The organism is Candidatus Abawacabacteria bacterium, from assembly GCA_016207805.1.
Taxonomy (GTDB): Bacteria; Patescibacteriota; Gracilibacteria; order RBG-16-42-10; family RBG-16-42-10; genus JACQZO01.
In genome coordinates, this window is record JACQZO010000005.1 from 1 (window position 1) to 15720 (window position 15720).

Genomic DNA, 15720 nt, shown 5'->3' on the forward strand with positions numbered 1-15720 from the left:
AGCTTTCTGACAAGTATAAGTGCGTACTGGGGATGAGATATTATTCTGCGCAAGATCGTATGATACATTTGAAGGGGAAGTTAATTGAGTTTGGTCACTCAAATATTAACTTCCTCCAACTCATTCGTTAATTTAACCGAAGAATTCTGAATGCTGAATTCTGAATTAGGAATGGATATGGAAATGAGAGCAGGGGGCTCCAGAATCTAAATTCTAGATTCTGGCTATAACAGTGACGCCAAGATATATGATGTTTGCGCTCTAGTGAGAGCGGAATCAGGACGAATTAGGCCGTCGATAATTGGGAGTAGGTTGTGATTGATCATATAACCAATATAATCTTCTAGTTCGGCCAAGTGATCAATATCTTCCACCAGAGTTTTTGCTTTTTCGCCAGGCACCTTGAAGGCTTTGAGAATGATTTTGCTACCTTCAGCCTTGGTCACAGAATTCTGTGGTCGGAAAGTGTAATCTGAATATCCCTTAATCACACCATCTCGATAGGCGCTGAGCACAAACTTTCCTAATGGGTGATTATTATCAATATCATTAAACGGAGTTGTGGAAGAACCCTTTGCATCCTTATTTAAGGCTTTATAAACCATTTTGGTAAGTTCTGCTCTGGTCACAGGGTCATCAGGTCGGAATGTACCATCTTCATATCCATTAATAACTTTCAAGTCGCTTAGCTGTTTAATAGCAGAATAGGCGTAATGTTTTGTGCTGAGATCGGTAAAAGAGAGCTGAGAGCTTAGAGCTGAGAGCTGAGATGGGGAAGGGGTAGGGGTAGCTATTGCTGACGGTGTGGGTGTGGTTCTGGAGGTTACGGATGGTGATGGTGTAGTGGTGGCAGTGGGAGCTGGTGTTGCTAGGGCAAGCGGGGATGATTGAGTGTCTGCTGGGAGCCAGGAAGGGCGGGAAGAATTCTGAGCGCTGAGTGCTGAATTCTGAATTGATGGTGAAGGTGTTGCAGTAGTAGAAGAAGATGTTGTTGGTGTGGGAGTGGGGCTGGCCTGAATACTAGTGTCACTAATTACTTTTGTGTTGTTGCTGTTGCTTTCTATGGTGGCTGCTCCTACTTTTAGTCTGGGGTCATTTCTTTCTGATGGTGGGAAGTAGTTATTGTATTCATCATCGGGAGTAGCTTGTTTGGGCGCCTTGTAACTAGTATCAGGTTTGTCTGATGCCACAAAGTCTTTTGTCGCTGTCGTGATTTCGCGGGCACCTACGTACGTTTTTTGCCAGTAGGCCATGTTTTTGATGTCTTCTTCTTGCACCTTGCCAGAATAGCTATTGGCATGGGTCATTTTTATTTCTTTGCTGGAAATAGACGTAATAATGCCTACATGAGAAATGCCGTCCCCATATGTTTTGAAAAAAACTAAATCACCAATACCAAGATTTTCAAATGTAATTTCACGACCAACACTGTATTGGTCTCGGGATGTTCGTGGTAGGCTGATGCCCAAAGCTTCTTTGACGACAGCAGAGGTGAGTCCTGAACAGTCATAGCCATCTGGACCTGTGCCGCCTAGTTGATAGCCAACGCCGAGACGGTTGTGAGCACTAGTGACAATAGTATTCTTTTGATTGACGGAAAGAATACTAGCCTTAAAAAAATCTTGTACTGAAGAAAAACTCATTAAGACACCAATTAATGCTACTAGGCCAATAATAGTAATATCTACTTTTCTATGTCCTCTTTTGCCAATGGTTCTTTTGGTCATACCACGTTTTCTAATTTGAATGAGTTTACTTGGTACCTTTTCTTTCTCTGGTGCAGTCAAAAAGCCTGCCCAAGTCCATAGCTTGCTGCGCTTTTTTATTGGCTTTCGAGCAGAGGGAGCATCGTGCTTAACACGTTTTTTATTTTTGGCAGACATGTTGGTATGTTTTTGTGTTCTCCCAATTATAACACAAATTACTAGTTCGGAAAAAAGGCAAAGTCACTTCTTGCCTAGAATATAAAGGTATATGCTGAGACTGATGATGAAACTGAACATTAATGTGGCAATTAGAGTATTTCTGCCGCTCTCAGCTAGTGAGAAGGGAGCGATCGACCAAGCAATGTCTGAATAATCAATTCTCTTCCCTTGTTCTAAGCCACTAGCAACGGTGTCGGTTATTTGGGTAATACCTGAGCTTGCTCCCAACTTTTTAAAATATAAAGTGACAATAGTAGCACTGCCTGTTGTTTTACTTTCACCCAAGGTTGCTATGCCCAATAATAGTTTATTGGGATTATTGTCTTTGGGAGCGATAAGATAGGTGACATTATTACTATTTCTTTCAAAAAACTGGCCCTTCTCGAAGTGAGAAAATTGTAATTGATCGGGAAGATTGATAGTGGCACTGATTCCTAAAAGAGCATGACTGATAGTCTTGGCTTCTAGCGTATATTTAATTTCACTAAGATTGTCTGAGGACAGCGGTTGTAGGGTAATTGTTCCCTGGGTTGGAGCTGCACCTGCCGGTAAAGATATAAGAAATACTAAAAGGGTTAGCAAAAGGGGATACATAGTAAGAAAGGGGAGGAAGATATTAGCTTCCTCCCTAATTCGTTAAGGATAAGTTTTTGCCCAAGTGGTCGCTAAATCAAGCAGGTCTTGACCATTCACAATACCGTCGATGCTGGTATCTACTAATGGATTGAATCCTGTCTGGGTATCATCAACTGTCCAAATGCGGGCAATATTTTCCAGATCGATACCATCTACTCGATCGGAGCGATTATTGTCGCCGCGCCAGCCTCTGGTGTCGGTGGCCTCAATAGTTACTGGGGTGCTATAGATACTGTTCTTTTTCGCTTTTACTTGGTACTGGTAAAGAGCTTGGGGAATAATATGGCCACCGTGGGCTATTGGATCTTGATCGATAAAACTAGTGGTAGTGGTTTCTCCTAATAATTGCCATGTATCGTGAGCATCGCGGCGATAAACGGCATACTGGGTATCAGTAGTAGCACTAGCGTCCCATAGTAGCTTGATAGTATAACGTTCTACTCCAGGTTCACTGCGCAAGCCATTTACTGGGGGCACACCAGAGGAATCTTCAATCTGAATGACAATACTAGGCCAAGCGGCAATATCACTATGAGCTGTTGGTGTGCTTAGGAAACTATTATTGCTGAGTGCAATAGTAGTACTACCACTGATGCTGTTTAGAGCCTTGAATCGTACAGTTGCTAAGCTGCCATTACCACTTCTCCCTGTCAGTGGTGAAATAGTTCTGGCATTGCCAATAATTACGGTGCCGGCGCTAGCATTTAATAATGCCGCTTGGAAAGATGTGGTGACGCTGCCATTATCGCTTAGAAATGGGCCTTCCTGGCTTTGAATATATTGTAATTTGCTGGAATCATAAGTTATGTCTAGACCAAAATTACTAGTATTTTGAGCATTCGCCACCTGGATAGTAAGTACAAGTTCTTCATCGCTACGAATTATTGTCTTGTCTGCGATTAGGGAAACAACTTGATCAGAGGTGCTTGCTGCGACATTGCCATTGGCTGCTTTGGGAGAGCCAATCAAGCTACTGCCTATACTGGCTGTGGCAGTGGTGGTGGTGCTGCTGGTTTGCCAATTATTGCTGTCATTCCCCTCGTGATCATTGGCTATTCTTTCCATAGTGGCATGCGTGGTATTATTACCAGCGGGCCAAGCACCACTAGTAGCATTGACGCTGTCGACAACAATATCTGCGGCATTTTTTAGCACTAAACTGTCACCAGCATTGCTTAAAGAAAGGGTTCGAACTTGATCTGCTGTGATAGATGTCGCTATTTCTTTGCTTTCCAAGAGAAAGTAGCTATGGGCTGGGATGATGCCACTCAGAGCATATGTCTGGGCGCCATTATCATCTTCAATATGCCAGCCGGTAAGGTCGATACTGGCGTTGGTAGTATTAAAAAGTTCCAACCATTCATCTTGAGCACTATCCTGTGAGCCAGCCCAAGCAATCTCACTGATCACCACATCTCTTATCGTAACGGCATGAACTTGTGGTAGTGGTAACAAACTGATTAGCCAAGCAAGACCGAAAATTGCCGTGGACTCTTTTCTTGTCATAGGCGTATGAAGTTAAAAAATACTTTGCTTTCGCGAAAAGCATTGTTAGCATACGACTATAAAAATGAAATTATTCTTCTTGACGAATCGGACTCAGTTTAAACAAAGAGGAATCTCTCCATAGTAGAACTAGAATCATTGCACATACCACACCATAAAATAGAAATGTAATCGAAAATAGCGCTGAAAAGTTCATATTAGTAGCTAAAAGTAAACCTACTATTAGAGGAGCAACTATCCCACCAATATCATAAAATGTTTCACCGGCACTAAAAGCTTCTGCGCGTAAGTTTTTTGGCACGCTGTGATGTAGTTGTTGGTTAAACGCTAGTAACAAGAAAATATCACTAATAGCCATAGTAATGAACATGAGAATCAAATCGAATAAAGTGTGCTGTGAAAACCAAATAAAGTAGATATGAATGGCCATACTTGCCAATAAACCAATTTTGACGAAGTGGCGACCACCAAATTTGTCTACTAGTGCACCAATTCTACTAGAAAAAAGTAGGCGAGGAAGTTCTAATGCAGATAAAATTACCGCCCCTAGAATAATATGCGTCCCCATATTAGCGGTATAAATTGGCTCGGCAATCCAAATTGAGTACTCATAGACACCAAAACTCAAACAGTAAGCCATGTAAGTAGCTAATAGAAGTCCATATTTGCGCAATTGTGTCCATTCACCTTGGTAAACACGGTCTCGTAATAATATATGAAGACTCTTTTTCACTTTTTTAAGTGAATGCCTTTGTGGTAGAAGCTTTAAAAAGCGAAAGTAAAAGAAAATAGCTAGACTCAAAAGGAAAATAGCGATACCAGTAAAGGAAAACAGGTACATCAAAATACTGCCAATAATGCCGCCAAAAGACCAACCGATGGAGCGAAAAGCATAATATCTACCAGTAGCTTTGCCACTTTTGCTATTTTGAGTGTGATCCAAGATCAATTGTAGGGCTCCTACACTAATGCAAGATGATGCTATTCCTAATAAAAACATTATAATGACAGCAACAGGAAAAGAGATAATATGCAAAAATAATAAACTGATAGTAAATAATATAATGCCGACATAGACAGCAAAGCTGCGACTTACTTTGTCAGAAATATCAGCCATGGGCATATTAGTAAGTACAGAAGCAATACCATAAGCAGCGACTGCGACACCTGCCAATTCAATACCTAGTAAGTCCTCAAAACGGTTAGGCAGGAGATACCAAAGAGAACCTTCGATAAGTACTAATAGGCTCACCAAGGATAGTAATTGATTGGTCTTGGGCGAGAGAGAATGAGCTTTTCTCAGTTTGCGGAGAAGCATGAATATAAGTGTTTCCTAATATTGTAGCATTAAAAGAAAAAAACTCCGTATTTTGTTCCTGATCATTGTCCTGGATGACGAGTAGATGGGGCAAGAAAAATATTAAAGTTAAGATGTTGGGTGAGTAGTGAAATTTGGGGAATCATGGCAGAGTAAAGGTGTAACTCAGTTTTATGCGTTATTATCAGGTTTTGCTGAAAGAGAAGTATTGTCTGTCGGTTGGTCCTTTGACCTATTTGAGTGCTATGGAGATTATTCCAGGGACCTTGGTAAAGGTGCCTTTTCGCAATAAGGAAGTAGCCGGCTTGTTAATTGAAGAAGTTGCGCCATTTGAAGCCAAAGGTTATGAGTTGAAGGAAATTGTTTCTATTCATGATCATTTACTTTCTCCTGCACAAATGTCTTTAGTAAAATGGCTTGCAGATTACTACGCTGTACCATTGCAAAAGGCTGTGCTGGTTTGTTTACCCGGGGAACTGTGGAAGGGGACGAAAGAATTACGAATTACGAATTACGAATTACGAATTGGGGAAAAGGAGCATGTTTTGACAGGTGTGCAAAGAGAGATAGTGGAGGGAATATTGCAGGGGGGAAGTGCTACTTGGCTTTTGCATGGAGTTACTGGGTCTGGTAAGACGGAGATTTATTTGCAGGTAGCTAAAGAAGTACTGAGGCAAGGAAAGCAGGTGATTATTCTTGTGCCCGAGATTGCCCTGACGCCGCAGACTAGTAAGCGCTTTGAGGAACGCTTTCCTGGACAAGTAGCCATTCTTCATTCTGGAGTGACGGTGAGTCAAAAGAAAAAGCTTTATCAAGAGATTCGGGAAAGGAAAAAGAATGTGGTATTAGGAGCTCGCAGTGCTTTGTTTGCTCCGGCACATGCTTTGGGCTTGATTATCATCGATGAGGAGCATGAACAAAGTTATCATCAAGATCAGTCGCCTCGTTACCATGCGGTGACAGTTGCTAGAAAGTTGCAAGAGCTGACGGATAGTATTCTGATTTTGGGCAGTGCTACGCCCAGTCTCACTAGCTATCAGGATCAAGAACAAAAGGTAGTGCTTTTACCCGAGCGAGTGCATGGGGGTTTCCCGGATATTGAATTAATTGATATGAGAAATGAGTTGAAAGCAAAAAACTATTCTCCTCTATCAGAACGATTACAGGAAGCTATCGGTGAGGAATTAGCTCAAAAAAGACAGGTGTTACTGTTTCTCAACCGTCGCGGTTTCGCTTCAACGTATCTTTGTCGTGAATGTGGTTTTCGAGAGATGTGTCCTCATTGTGAAATTAGTTTAACGGTACATTTATCAAACTACCATGGTGGATTCGATCCTGAAGCAAAGTTAATTTGTCATTATTGTGGTTTTACTAAGCAGCCACCTAGCTCATGTCCGCGATGTTCTAGTGTGGCATTGAAGGCTCTAGGTAGTGGTACTCAAAAGATTATTATGGAATTAGAGCGTCTTTTCCCTCATGCTAGGACAGTTCGGGTTGATGCCGACACGATGACATCTGCTGCCAGTTATCATGAGTTTTATCAAGACTTTTTGGATCATAAATATGACATTGTGCTGGGCACTCAGATGATTGCCAAGGGATTACATTTACCTAAAGTACAATTAGTAGGAGTGATCTTGGCTGATTTATCATTTCATTTTCCAGAGTACACTGCCCAAGAAAAAACCTTTCAGCTGCTTACTCAAGTTTCTGGACGAGCGGGACGTATGGGGGAAAAAGGGCGGGTATACATTCAAACGTATGATCCGAGTTATGCAGTGCTGAGACATGTGGTGAATCATGATTATGCTGGTTTTCGTGCTGAAGAATTAGGTTTCCGTCAAGAGTATTGGTACCCGCCATTTTGCGATATATTGCGCTTAACTGTTTATGAAAAAACCAATCAAGAGGCAAAGAAAGAGGCTGGCCAATTAAAAGATCTATTGAGTCGGGAAAAAGTAGCTCGCAATTTAATATTTGAGTTATTGGGGCCTACTCCAGCCTGGCTACATCGTCGAGTTGGTAAGTTTGGTTATCATCTCATTTTGAAAGTACCCAAAGGCGAAGATATATTGAGTCAGTTAGTAACCTTTATGCCTAAGAATGTGATGATAGATAGGGAGTGAAAATTACAAATTACGGATTACGAATTACGAATAAGGGGAAGTTGTTTATTGGTGGGATTTGCATAACAATATTGTTGTAAATTTTCTTATGTTACGCCTGGATAGTTTGATTATTGAATTGCCGCGAGTAGGGGAGCAGATGGCTACTAAGCTTCATAAGTTAGGTATTTTTAGGCTGCGGGATTTGCTAACCCATTTCCCTCGGACATACGACAATCAAACGGAAATCAGAAAAGTTGTCTATGCAGTGCAGAATGAGCAGAATACATTGCGGGTCACAATTAATCAGATCAAGAATGTTCGGACCAAATATAGGAAAGTGTTTACTGAGGCGAAGGTGAGTGATGATAGTGGTTCATTACAAGTAGTTTGGTTTAATCAGCCTTATCTGATTAATCAATTGAAAGTGGGTATGGAAGTTATTCTTTCGGGCAAGCTTAAATTTGGTTTTGGCCGATTAAGCATGCAAAGTCCTGAGGTGGAGATTGTGAAATCTGAGCAGATTCACACAGGTAGGTTGGTACCCATTTATCCTGAGACAGAAGGAGTATCTTCCAAATGGTTACGAGCGCAAATTCATAGCCAATTAGCTGCAGCAGGACAATTTCAAGAGTTTTTGCCAGAGCATATTCGTGAACAATACGGCTTAGTGTCACGAGCTTGGGCGATACAACAAATACATTTTCCTGATGGCGAAAAAGAGGTGACAGCAGCGCGCTTTCGTTTGGCTTTTGAGGAAATGCTGATGATGCAACTTTCAGCTCAGAAGAAGCGGTTGGCTTGGCAAGAGCAAAGCACTGATGGTAAAGCAATGCCTTTGCTCACTGAGATGGTAAAGGAATTTGTCGGAGCTTTGGCGTTTAAGCTTACTCAAGATCAAAAAGTGGTAACGTACGAAATACTAAAAGATATGGAGAAACATGTACCCATGCTGCGTATGTTGCAGGGTGATGTGGGCTCGGGAAAAACCATTGTCGCTGCTGTTGCTCTTTTCCAGGCTGTTAAATCAGGCTTCCAAGGGGCAATTATGGCTCCTACCGAAATATTGGCCAGGCAACATGCGGTTACTTTGTTTCCGCTCTTTAGTAAATATGGGATTCGCATTGAATTGTTGGTAGGGTCAACAACAGAAAAGCAAAAACAAGAGATTGTGATAGGTTTAAAAAACAAAACTATCGATATTATTGTGGGCACGCATGCTATCATTCAAGAAACGGTTGGCTTCGCCAATCTTGGTCTGGCAATTGTAGATGAACAACATCGCTTTGGCGTGCAGCAAAGAGCTAGGTTGAAGGCGCATGGTTCGCCCCATTTGCTACTCATGACAGCAACACCTATTCCTCGCAGCTTGGCTCTGACGCTCTATGGTGATCAGGACTTGTCACTCATTAAAGAATTGCCACCAGGAAGAAAGCCAATAGTGACGCGAGTAATTGCGGAAAAAGAACGCAAAAAGGCCTATTTATTTATTGATGATCAAATTACTAAAGGCAGACAGATATTTGTTGTTTGTCCATTGATTGAGGAGTCAGATCTCTTGGAGGTGAAGGCCGCTACACAAGAATATGAAAAATTGCAGAACGAGATATTTCCTCAGCGCAAAGTGGGTTTATTACATGGCAAAATGAAGCCAAAAGAAAAGGATGAGATCATGCAACAATTTATCCGCAAAGAACTAGATATTCTCGTGTCTACAGCGGTGATTGAAGTAGGCGTGAATGTTCCTAATGCCACTATTATGATGATAGAAGGAGCAGATCGTTTTGGTTTAGCCCAGCTCCATCAATTTCGTGGGCGTGTAGGTAGAGGAGATCAACAATCTTACTGTTTACTCTTCACAGATAGTAATTCATCTACTGTTTATACACGTCTCAAGGCTATGGAAAAACATCATAGTGGTTTTGATTTGGCGGAATTGGACTTGCAATTAAGAGGCCCAGGAGAAATTTATGGTACTAAACAGAGTGGCTTGCCAGATTTCAAAATGGCTAGTCTGACAGATAGTGAGCTGATTTATAAAACTCGAACTGCAGCAATCAGCTTACTCAGCGAAGATCCTACATTGGAAAAGTATCCTGATCTGAAGCGGGAATGGGATACATACCAAGCGAAACGGCAAAATTTCTTAGTAGAATAATATTCACATTCGTAATTCGTAATTTGGAATTCGTAATTTTTTTATGCTGCCTTTGGGTCATTTTGCATCATACCAAAAATGTTCCCTTCGGTGTCTTTGCAATAGACTAGCCAGCCCATACCAGGAATAGGCATTTTCTCTAGTGCCATTTGGCCGCCATTCTTTAGCGCTTTCTCAGTCATTTCATCAACATTACTTACTTCCATAGTACAAACGTAAGCGATAACACCACAAGTATCATTGATAGGTGCTTTGCGGGGCATGAGACCACCGTCAATACCGGCTTCTTCTTTGGGTCCGGTGGTTACTATCCAATATGGGACTTCGCCCCATTTTTGAAATTGCCAACCAAACATCGTTTGATAGAACTGCATGGCACGTTCAGGATTCTCAGCATGAACTTCGAAGTGGATGGGACGATTCATAGAAATTACGGATTACGAATTACAAATTAAAGTTGCGAAAGATTGTCTACTGTCTGTGCTCATTGCTAATTTAGAGAACACTATTGAAATAACCACATTCTGCCTCAGGACCGGATACGAATTGCATATTCTTTAATCCTACCCAGCGGCCGAGAGCATCTTGAATGAAAATTAAACCATGACTTTTGATTAACTTGTCGTTGGTTACTGTTGTTTCGCCATAAACCATCTGTTCAAGCAACTTACTGTACATAGGGTCAGTGGCAGATTTTAATTCGTAGAACTTTATGCCGCTATTTCCTACTGTTCCCTTTTCTTCCAAGCGAGCACGGATACTATCATCAAAAACAGTATAGCCATGAGGAGGACAAATCTCAGGTGTTTTATCAGTATAATCACCAGTGAAGCTGGTTTGATCTTTGAGATTTAAGGTCAGGCGATAAGATTGAGGCAAAAATTCATCAGTTTTTACTTTTGGTGTGAAAGGAGAATCTAGATGATAGAGCTTAATACTACTATCAGGGCGATTGACTGCGAAATACCCTTCCCCAGTTACTTCAGAAAATGTGCCGTATTGAGGATGGGTGAGTTGTATAGTAGCTTTTCGAACAGGATCCAGACCTACTTTTCTCTTTTGGGGAATAAAAGCTAGGAAATCTTTAGTTGTAGTGGCCGGGCTAAAGTCTTCACTGGCTAAGCTAATACTCTTGCCTTGATAGGTGATAGAAATGCGTGGTGGCAAATGTAATGCTGGCACATCATATTCTCTTGTGAAGATAAAAAGATCTTTATCCGTGTCTCCGGCGTCATCTGATAGGTTCGCCAATAATACCAATCCTTTTGCTCCCCGATCGTCAATTACTCTATATTCGAATGAACCACAGGGGCCCTCACATTTGCGATATATCAAAAGGAACTTTTTATTGGCAAATGGTGCTGTGGTTACTGTGCCAACATGATAAATAGTAAAAGCTTCATCCAATGTCGTGAAATAAGAATCTTTTGGTAATTTGTCCTGAGTTAAACCGATATCGCTAGGCTTTAAAAGTTTTGTGTCTTTGAACCAGGTAACAGCCAAATCTTTTAATTTGACCGGTTGTGGTGTGGCAGTTTCTGATGCTGACGCAGATGGTGTGGCTGTGGGTGTGTTAGTGGTAGCTGGTGAGTTTGTTATTGGCGTGGGTAAAAAAGTGGCAGAGGGTTTAGTGATTTTTGGCGTCGGTGCATCAATAAAAGGATTTTGCAAGGCAAATGTAGTGATACCTATGCCCATTAAGAAAGCCAGCACGACCAGAACGCTGCTGTTTCGTTGAGAAGATGGAGTCATAAAAGTAAACTATAATTTCGTTTCGATCATAGCACTTTCAATAGCCTTGCCTAGTTCAGGGGTACTTCTTTTAGCTAAATTGCTGAGAAACTGTTTTGCCTTTTCTGGTGTCATCAATTCTGGTTGAGACTTTTTACTAATCAAAGGAAAAAGAGAGTATTGAATACTATCTTGATAAATAGTTAAACCGACAGCCAGTTCTTCTTGCGTGTTAGTAGAAAAGTATTGATCAAAAATAAAGTTTCCTAGGGAGTAGAAAATAGCTTTGCCTTGATAGATCTCAATTGGTTGTACGACATGAGGATGATGGCCAATGATACCGTCAACACCATGGTCAATGAATTTATGAGCAAGACTTTGTTGCCGGGTATTATGTTTCAGCTGATATTCTTCACCCCAATGAATATTCACTAATAGTAAGCTATTTTTATTTGCGTTTACAGTATCAATTAGTTGCAAAGCACTTTCTTCACTGAAGAGTGGCGAAGTGGCATTGAAGCCCAAAAAAGTGATGGTTTTGCCTTTGATTTCTTTGCTAACGACAAAGTGCTCATTTACTTCCACTGGACTGCCCACACTTTCCAACCCAGCGTCGTGAATATGCTCTTGGGTTTCTTGGAAGCCCTCTTTACCGTGATCATGGGTATGATTGTTAGCAATAGTAAAAATAGTAAAACCGTATTGCTCAAGTACCGATAAAAGCTGCGGTGCAAAAGAGAAGTTGAGAGAGTTATGAGGAGTTTGCTTGCGTTTAGCGATTACTGGCCCTTCCAAGTTGCCCATAACAATATCGAAACCATGGAGAAGTTGGCGAATGTTTTTTAAAGGATAATCTTTGCCATGCTTGAGGATAAGCGACTCCACATAGCGATCGAGCATAATGTCGCCGACAGCAATCATGGTGATAGGTAAATCAAAAGTAGTTGGCTTTTGCCCCTTACGCATCAGCATGCCTACGTAACTAGTTACTTCTGGAGCCAAGTGTTCACTATTGGTAATTTTTGCTGAGTTAGTGTGATGGCGCAATTCAAGGTCATGCGCATCTTTCTGATCAGCAATAGCATGCACAAGGTAGAGGCATTGCCAGCAATCAACTTCTAGCCTGGAAAAGTTTTCTTTAGTAAAAGAAAAAATAGTACTTAAACTAGTTAAATCATGTAAATCAGCTGCTTGTGAAGGTAAATAATGAGAAAAGTCAGTGCTTGCAACGGCTGCAATATGATCAAATTTGGTCAATATTCTGGCTAAGTTATCTAAACTTTCTTCAGTGGTAGGAATAGAAATTACTAAAGGAAGTAATTTACTTTCGGGACTATAGTGTTTAATTGTGCTTAATAAAGCAGTAATGCCATGCTCTTTACTAATTTGAGTGTCATTCATGCTCACTGTATACTCTGGCATTTGAGCAATCAGTTGGCTGCGTAATGTTGTATCAATGGCTATTCCCTGAAAGTGATCGTCAGCGACGGTGGTAAAGTTACTACTGGCAATTCCCCAATGATCCGGGCTTACTAATACAATAGTTCCCGGAGTTTCTTTGCCAAGTTCAGCAAAAATGTCAGTGACTATTGCCTGCGCGGTAGGCAGATGGTGAGGGACAATGGCAGCCACTACATTATTTTCTGGAGCAAAGGAAATAGTGGGAGCAAATAATGAGGAAATGAGGCTAGCAATAATGGCAATGGAAGAGGGCAGCATACTTAGATAGTGCTAGATAAAATTAGATCGCTTACTTGTATCCGAAGATTTTGAAGAACATTGCGATCTGTGATTCTTTTGGGATGCACATGGTTGGTTAACATTATAAAAGCGGTGTTTTTTTCATGATCACCAACAAAGAAGCAACCAGTAAAACCAGTTTTTCCCCAGGTTCTTTCACCAGCATATGTACCCATATAATAAGGTTGGAATAGATCTATACCTAAACCATTAAACTTGCCTATAGAAGCAAGCTGATTAGTTATCATGTGATCAATAACTTTAGCCGAAATAAGTTGTTTTCCTTGATATATACCATTAGCTAAGAACATCTTAAGAAAATGCGTAATATCTTCCGCAGTAGAAAATAATCCGGCAGATCCTGGTGTCATGATTCTCTGCAGAATAAAAGCACTTTCGTCATGCACTTCACCTTGTAATAATCTCCCACGCCAATCATCTTGTTCGGTAGGTACTATCTGTACTTTAGAGAACTTTTTATCAGGCTGAAACGTAGTATTTTGCATCTCTAGAGGAATGAACATTTCTGCACTGGCTCGCTCACTAAGCTTCTGACCAGTAATTCTTTCTATTACTATCCCTAGAAGAATGCTACTAGCATTAGAATAAAAGAATGCTGTTCCTGGTGGTGATTTGAGGGGCTTAGAAAAGATTATTGCTAGAATCTCTTCGGGCGCCATATACTTGCAGGCAGATAATTGAAAATCATGCTCCAAAGTATGGGTTAGGAGATGCCAAATAGTAATTTGATCAGCTTTGGGTAAGGTTAATTCTGGGATATAACTTTTGACTATATCCTCCACTGCTAATAAACCTCTATCAATGAGCTGCAGGGCAAGAAAGCTTGTGGGAATAACCTTAGTAAGGGATGCCACATCATACACTGAATCCTTGCTAGCTTCAGGGGAGTCGTTCTCATAGGTGTGATGACCAAATGGTAGTACGGAATGCTTGTCACCAGACACGATACCAATGACACAGCCAGGAATAATTCTCTGCTCAATGGCGCGGGCGATAATGTCATGCAATCTGGCTTGCCACATAAATAGGATTTTCTTTAGTGAAGCATGTGATGCCGCTAGGAACAATTGTTCTTAGCAATATTTCAGTTGCCGAAGCAGGTTTCGGTTCTAAAAAAGGTTTGTAGCCAGAAAATTGAAGGTCAGTAAAGAACTAAATAAGTCCGGCCACAAGCTGCTTTGTTTGTTTCGGATTTGCTAAGCGGATCACTTTGGTATGAAAAGCCGGCAAGGTTTCCTCTATTTCATTTCTCTCTAAACGATGAAGCATCACTTTTAAATATTTGAGACTTAACTTTTCATTACATCCTATAGGCATTTCAGGTCTCGTCTGACCACGATACTTGAACCAGCGCTTGATACCACCATACATTGCTCTAATGCCAGAATAGTCGAGATACAAAATAATATCGGCTTTACTTAATCTCAGTTGAGCACAGGGATGAATATAACCTTCCAAAATCCATTGCTCTTTTTGTAATGCTGTAGCTAGCGCTTTTTCTGTATCTTGAATATTGGCCTCAGTCCAATGAGGTAACCATATGAATTGGTCCATATGCAATAAAGGCAAAGACAGGATCGTGGCCAATTGTCTTGCTAAGGTACTTTTACCACTGCCACTAATACCAATAATGGCAATCCGTTTAGCTTTTTTTACTCGTGCAAAATTATTGAGCATCGTTTTTGGGCATGGCAGCAATTCGTTTTTGCATTTCTTCGTGAGAAATATGTTCAATATGAGTAGCAATTACCCACTCATGACCAAATGGATCAATAACTTTGCCTGAGCGATCACCATAAAATTGATCAGTTACTGGAGTAATCAATTTGGCTCCATTGGCTAAAGCTTTTGCCACACAATCATCAACATCATCTATATATAACAATATGCCCACTGAAGCTCCACCAATAGATTGCGGTCCAAGAATATTTATTTCGGGAAATTCATCAGAAAACATAATGATAGAGTCACCAATATTCATCTCCACATGACCAATTCTACCATCGGGTTGATCGACACGTTCAACCACTTTGGCAGCAAATACTTGTTCATAAAACGTAATTGCGTCTTTGGCATTACGCATCCGCAGGTAAGGCATTATAGAATGATAATTGGGTGGTAAAGGTAAAGATTTCATAAGTGTAAATAGTAAGTATGATGATTATAGCTAATAGCAGGGAAAAAGGGACGATTGAAAAGGGAATAAGATTGCCTAGTAGAAAATATATTCTCGCTCAATGCTCTCGAGATGATATGACATTGTCATATCCATTGACTTGTCATCTGGCATGATATCTATTAGTGTTCGCAACGCAAACCAAATGGAGAGGTACTCAAGTGGTTGAAGAGGCGGGTTTGCTAAACCTGTAGGTCGGCGAAAGTCGGCGCGGGGGTTCGAATCCCCCCCTCTCCGCCAACGATCGCTTGTGCGATCGTCTCATCCTCATCCTCGTATATTGTTATGAGGCTTTTTGAGTATATTTAAAAAGCAAGCAAACATGGGAGCCACGTCCTCATCCTGGAGAATCCTGTCTCGCGGCATAAGACTGTGGTCCCACTGGTGCTACGAATGAGTTAGTG

Annotated in this window: 12 protein-coding genes and 1 tRNA gene; 3 read left to right on the top strand and 10 right to left on the bottom strand. The window is 41.0% G+C overall.

What is annotated here, in order from left to right:
- Nucleotides 1-224 precede the first annotated feature (224 nt).
- From HY817_01350 to HY817_01365, 4 genes are all read right to left on the bottom strand, one after another.
- Nucleotides 225-1883, bottom strand: coding sequence for an S-layer homology domain-containing protein (locus tag HY817_01350; GenBank protein ID MBI4835884.1), 1659 nt, complete (start codon nucleotides 1881-1883; stop codon nucleotides 225-227).
- A gap of 63 nt (nucleotides 1884-1946) precedes the next feature.
- Nucleotides 1947-2519: a hypothetical protein gene (locus HY817_01355; GenBank protein MBI4835885.1), complete on the bottom strand. Its 573-nt coding sequence runs from the start codon at nucleotides 2517-2519 to the stop codon at nucleotides 1947-1949.
- Nucleotides 2520-2561: 42 nt separating this feature from the next.
- The gene (locus HY817_01360; GenBank protein MBI4835886.1) at nucleotides 2562-4067 is read right to left on the bottom strand and encodes a lamin tail domain-containing protein; all 1506 of its coding nucleotides are present in this window, start codon (nucleotides 4065-4067) and stop codon (nucleotides 2562-2564) included.
- Between the two features lie 70 nt (nucleotides 4068-4137).
- Nucleotides 4138-5385 (bottom strand): MFS transporter, encoded by a 1248-nt coding sequence (locus HY817_01365; GenBank protein MBI4835887.1) that lies wholly within the window; start codon nucleotides 5383-5385, stop codon nucleotides 4138-4140.
- 173 nt (nucleotides 5386-5558) lie between these two features.
- On the opposite strand from HY817_01365, the gene priA reads away from it, so the two are divergent.
- Nucleotides 5559-7511, top strand: a complete 1953-nt coding sequence (gene priA, locus HY817_01370) for a primosomal protein N' (GenBank protein MBI4835888.1) — start codon at nucleotides 5559-5561, stop codon at nucleotides 7509-7511.
- A gap of 88 nt (nucleotides 7512-7599) precedes the next feature.
- A complete protein-coding gene (recG, locus tag HY817_01375; protein MBI4835889.1) occupies nucleotides 7600-9648 on the top strand; it encodes an ATP-dependent DNA helicase RecG in 2049 nt (682 codons plus the stop codon).
- A 41-nt stretch (nucleotides 9649-9689) separates the two neighbouring features.
- Here recG and HY817_01380 read toward each other — a convergent pair whose 3' ends face one another.
- From HY817_01380 to HY817_01405, 6 genes are all read right to left on the bottom strand, one after another.
- Entirely contained in the window at nucleotides 9690-10073 is a 384-nt protein-coding gene (locus HY817_01380; protein MBI4835890.1) for a VOC family protein, read from the bottom strand.
- A gap of 70 nt (nucleotides 10074-10143) precedes the next feature.
- Nucleotides 10144-11400, bottom strand: a complete 1257-nt coding sequence (locus HY817_01385; protein MBI4835891.1) for a hypothetical protein — start codon at nucleotides 11398-11400, stop codon at nucleotides 10144-10146.
- 9 nt (nucleotides 11401-11409) lie between these two features.
- Nucleotides 11410-13098: an AmmeMemoRadiSam system protein B gene (gene amrB / locus HY817_01390; protein MBI4835892.1), complete on the bottom strand. Its 1689-nt coding sequence runs from the start codon at nucleotides 13096-13098 to the stop codon at nucleotides 11410-11412.
- A gap of 2 nt (nucleotides 13099-13100) precedes the next feature.
- Nucleotides 13101-14162, bottom strand: a complete 1062-nt coding sequence (locus tag HY817_01395; protein MBI4835893.1) for a serine hydrolase — start codon at nucleotides 14160-14162, stop codon at nucleotides 13101-13103.
- A 130-nt stretch (nucleotides 14163-14292) separates the two neighbouring features.
- On the bottom strand, nucleotides 14293-14817 hold the full coding sequence (locus HY817_01400; GenBank protein MBI4835894.1) for a hypothetical protein: 525 nt from the start codon (nucleotides 14815-14817) through the stop codon (nucleotides 14293-14295).
- Nucleotides 14807-15277, bottom strand: a complete 471-nt coding sequence (locus HY817_01405) for a VOC family protein (GenBank protein MBI4835895.1) — start codon at nucleotides 15275-15277, stop codon at nucleotides 14807-14809. Before HY817_01405 ends, HY817_01400 begins: the two co-directional genes overlap by 11 nt.
- Before the next feature lie 186 nt (nucleotides 15278-15463).
- Between HY817_01405 and HY817_01410 the strand changes: the two genes are divergently transcribed.
- A tRNA-Ser gene (locus HY817_01410) sits at nucleotides 15464-15556 on the top strand.
- Nucleotides 15557-15720 lie beyond the last annotated feature (164 nt).

Excerpts from the sequence above, each read along its gene's own strand:
- HY817_01350 (MBI4835884.1), bottom strand. The coding sequence starts at position 1,883 with ATGTCTGCCAAAAATAAAAAACGTGTTAAGCACGATGCTCCCTCTGCT.
- HY817_01355 (MBI4835885.1), bottom strand. The coding sequence starts at position 2,519 with ATGTATCCCCTTTTGCTAACCCTTTTAGTATTTCTTATATCTTTACCG.
- HY817_01360 (MBI4835886.1), bottom strand. The coding sequence starts at position 4,067 with ATGACAAGAAAAGAGTCCACGGCAATTTTCGGTCTTGCTTGGCTAATC.
- HY817_01365 (MBI4835887.1), bottom strand. The coding sequence starts at position 5,385 with ATGCTTCTCCGCAAACTGAGAAAAGCTCATTCTCTCTCGCCCAAGACC.
- priA (MBI4835888.1), top strand. The coding sequence starts at position 5,559 with ATGCGTTATTATCAGGTTTTGCTGAAAGAGAAGTATTGTCTGTCGGTT.
- recG (MBI4835889.1), top strand. The coding sequence starts at position 7,600 with ATGTTACGCCTGGATAGTTTGATTATTGAATTGCCGCGAGTAGGGGAG.
- HY817_01380 (MBI4835890.1), bottom strand. The coding sequence starts at position 10,073 with ATGAATCGTCCCATCCACTTCGAAGTTCATGCTGAGAATCCTGAACGT.
- HY817_01385 (MBI4835891.1), bottom strand. The coding sequence starts at position 11,400 with ATGACTCCATCTTCTCAACGAAACAGCAGCGTTCTGGTCGTGCTGGCT.
- amrB (MBI4835892.1), bottom strand. The coding sequence starts at position 13,098 with ATGCTGCCCTCTTCCATTGCCATTATTGCTAGCCTCATTTCCTCATTA.
- HY817_01395 (MBI4835893.1), bottom strand. The coding sequence starts at position 14,162 with ATGTGGCAAGCCAGATTGCATGACATTATCGCCCGCGCCATTGAGCAG.
- HY817_01400 (MBI4835894.1), bottom strand. The coding sequence starts at position 14,817 with ATGCTCAATAATTTTGCACGAGTAAAAAAAGCTAAACGGATTGCCATT.
- HY817_01405 (MBI4835895.1), bottom strand. The coding sequence starts at position 15,277 with ATGAAATCTTTACCTTTACCACCCAATTATCATTCTATAATGCCTTAC.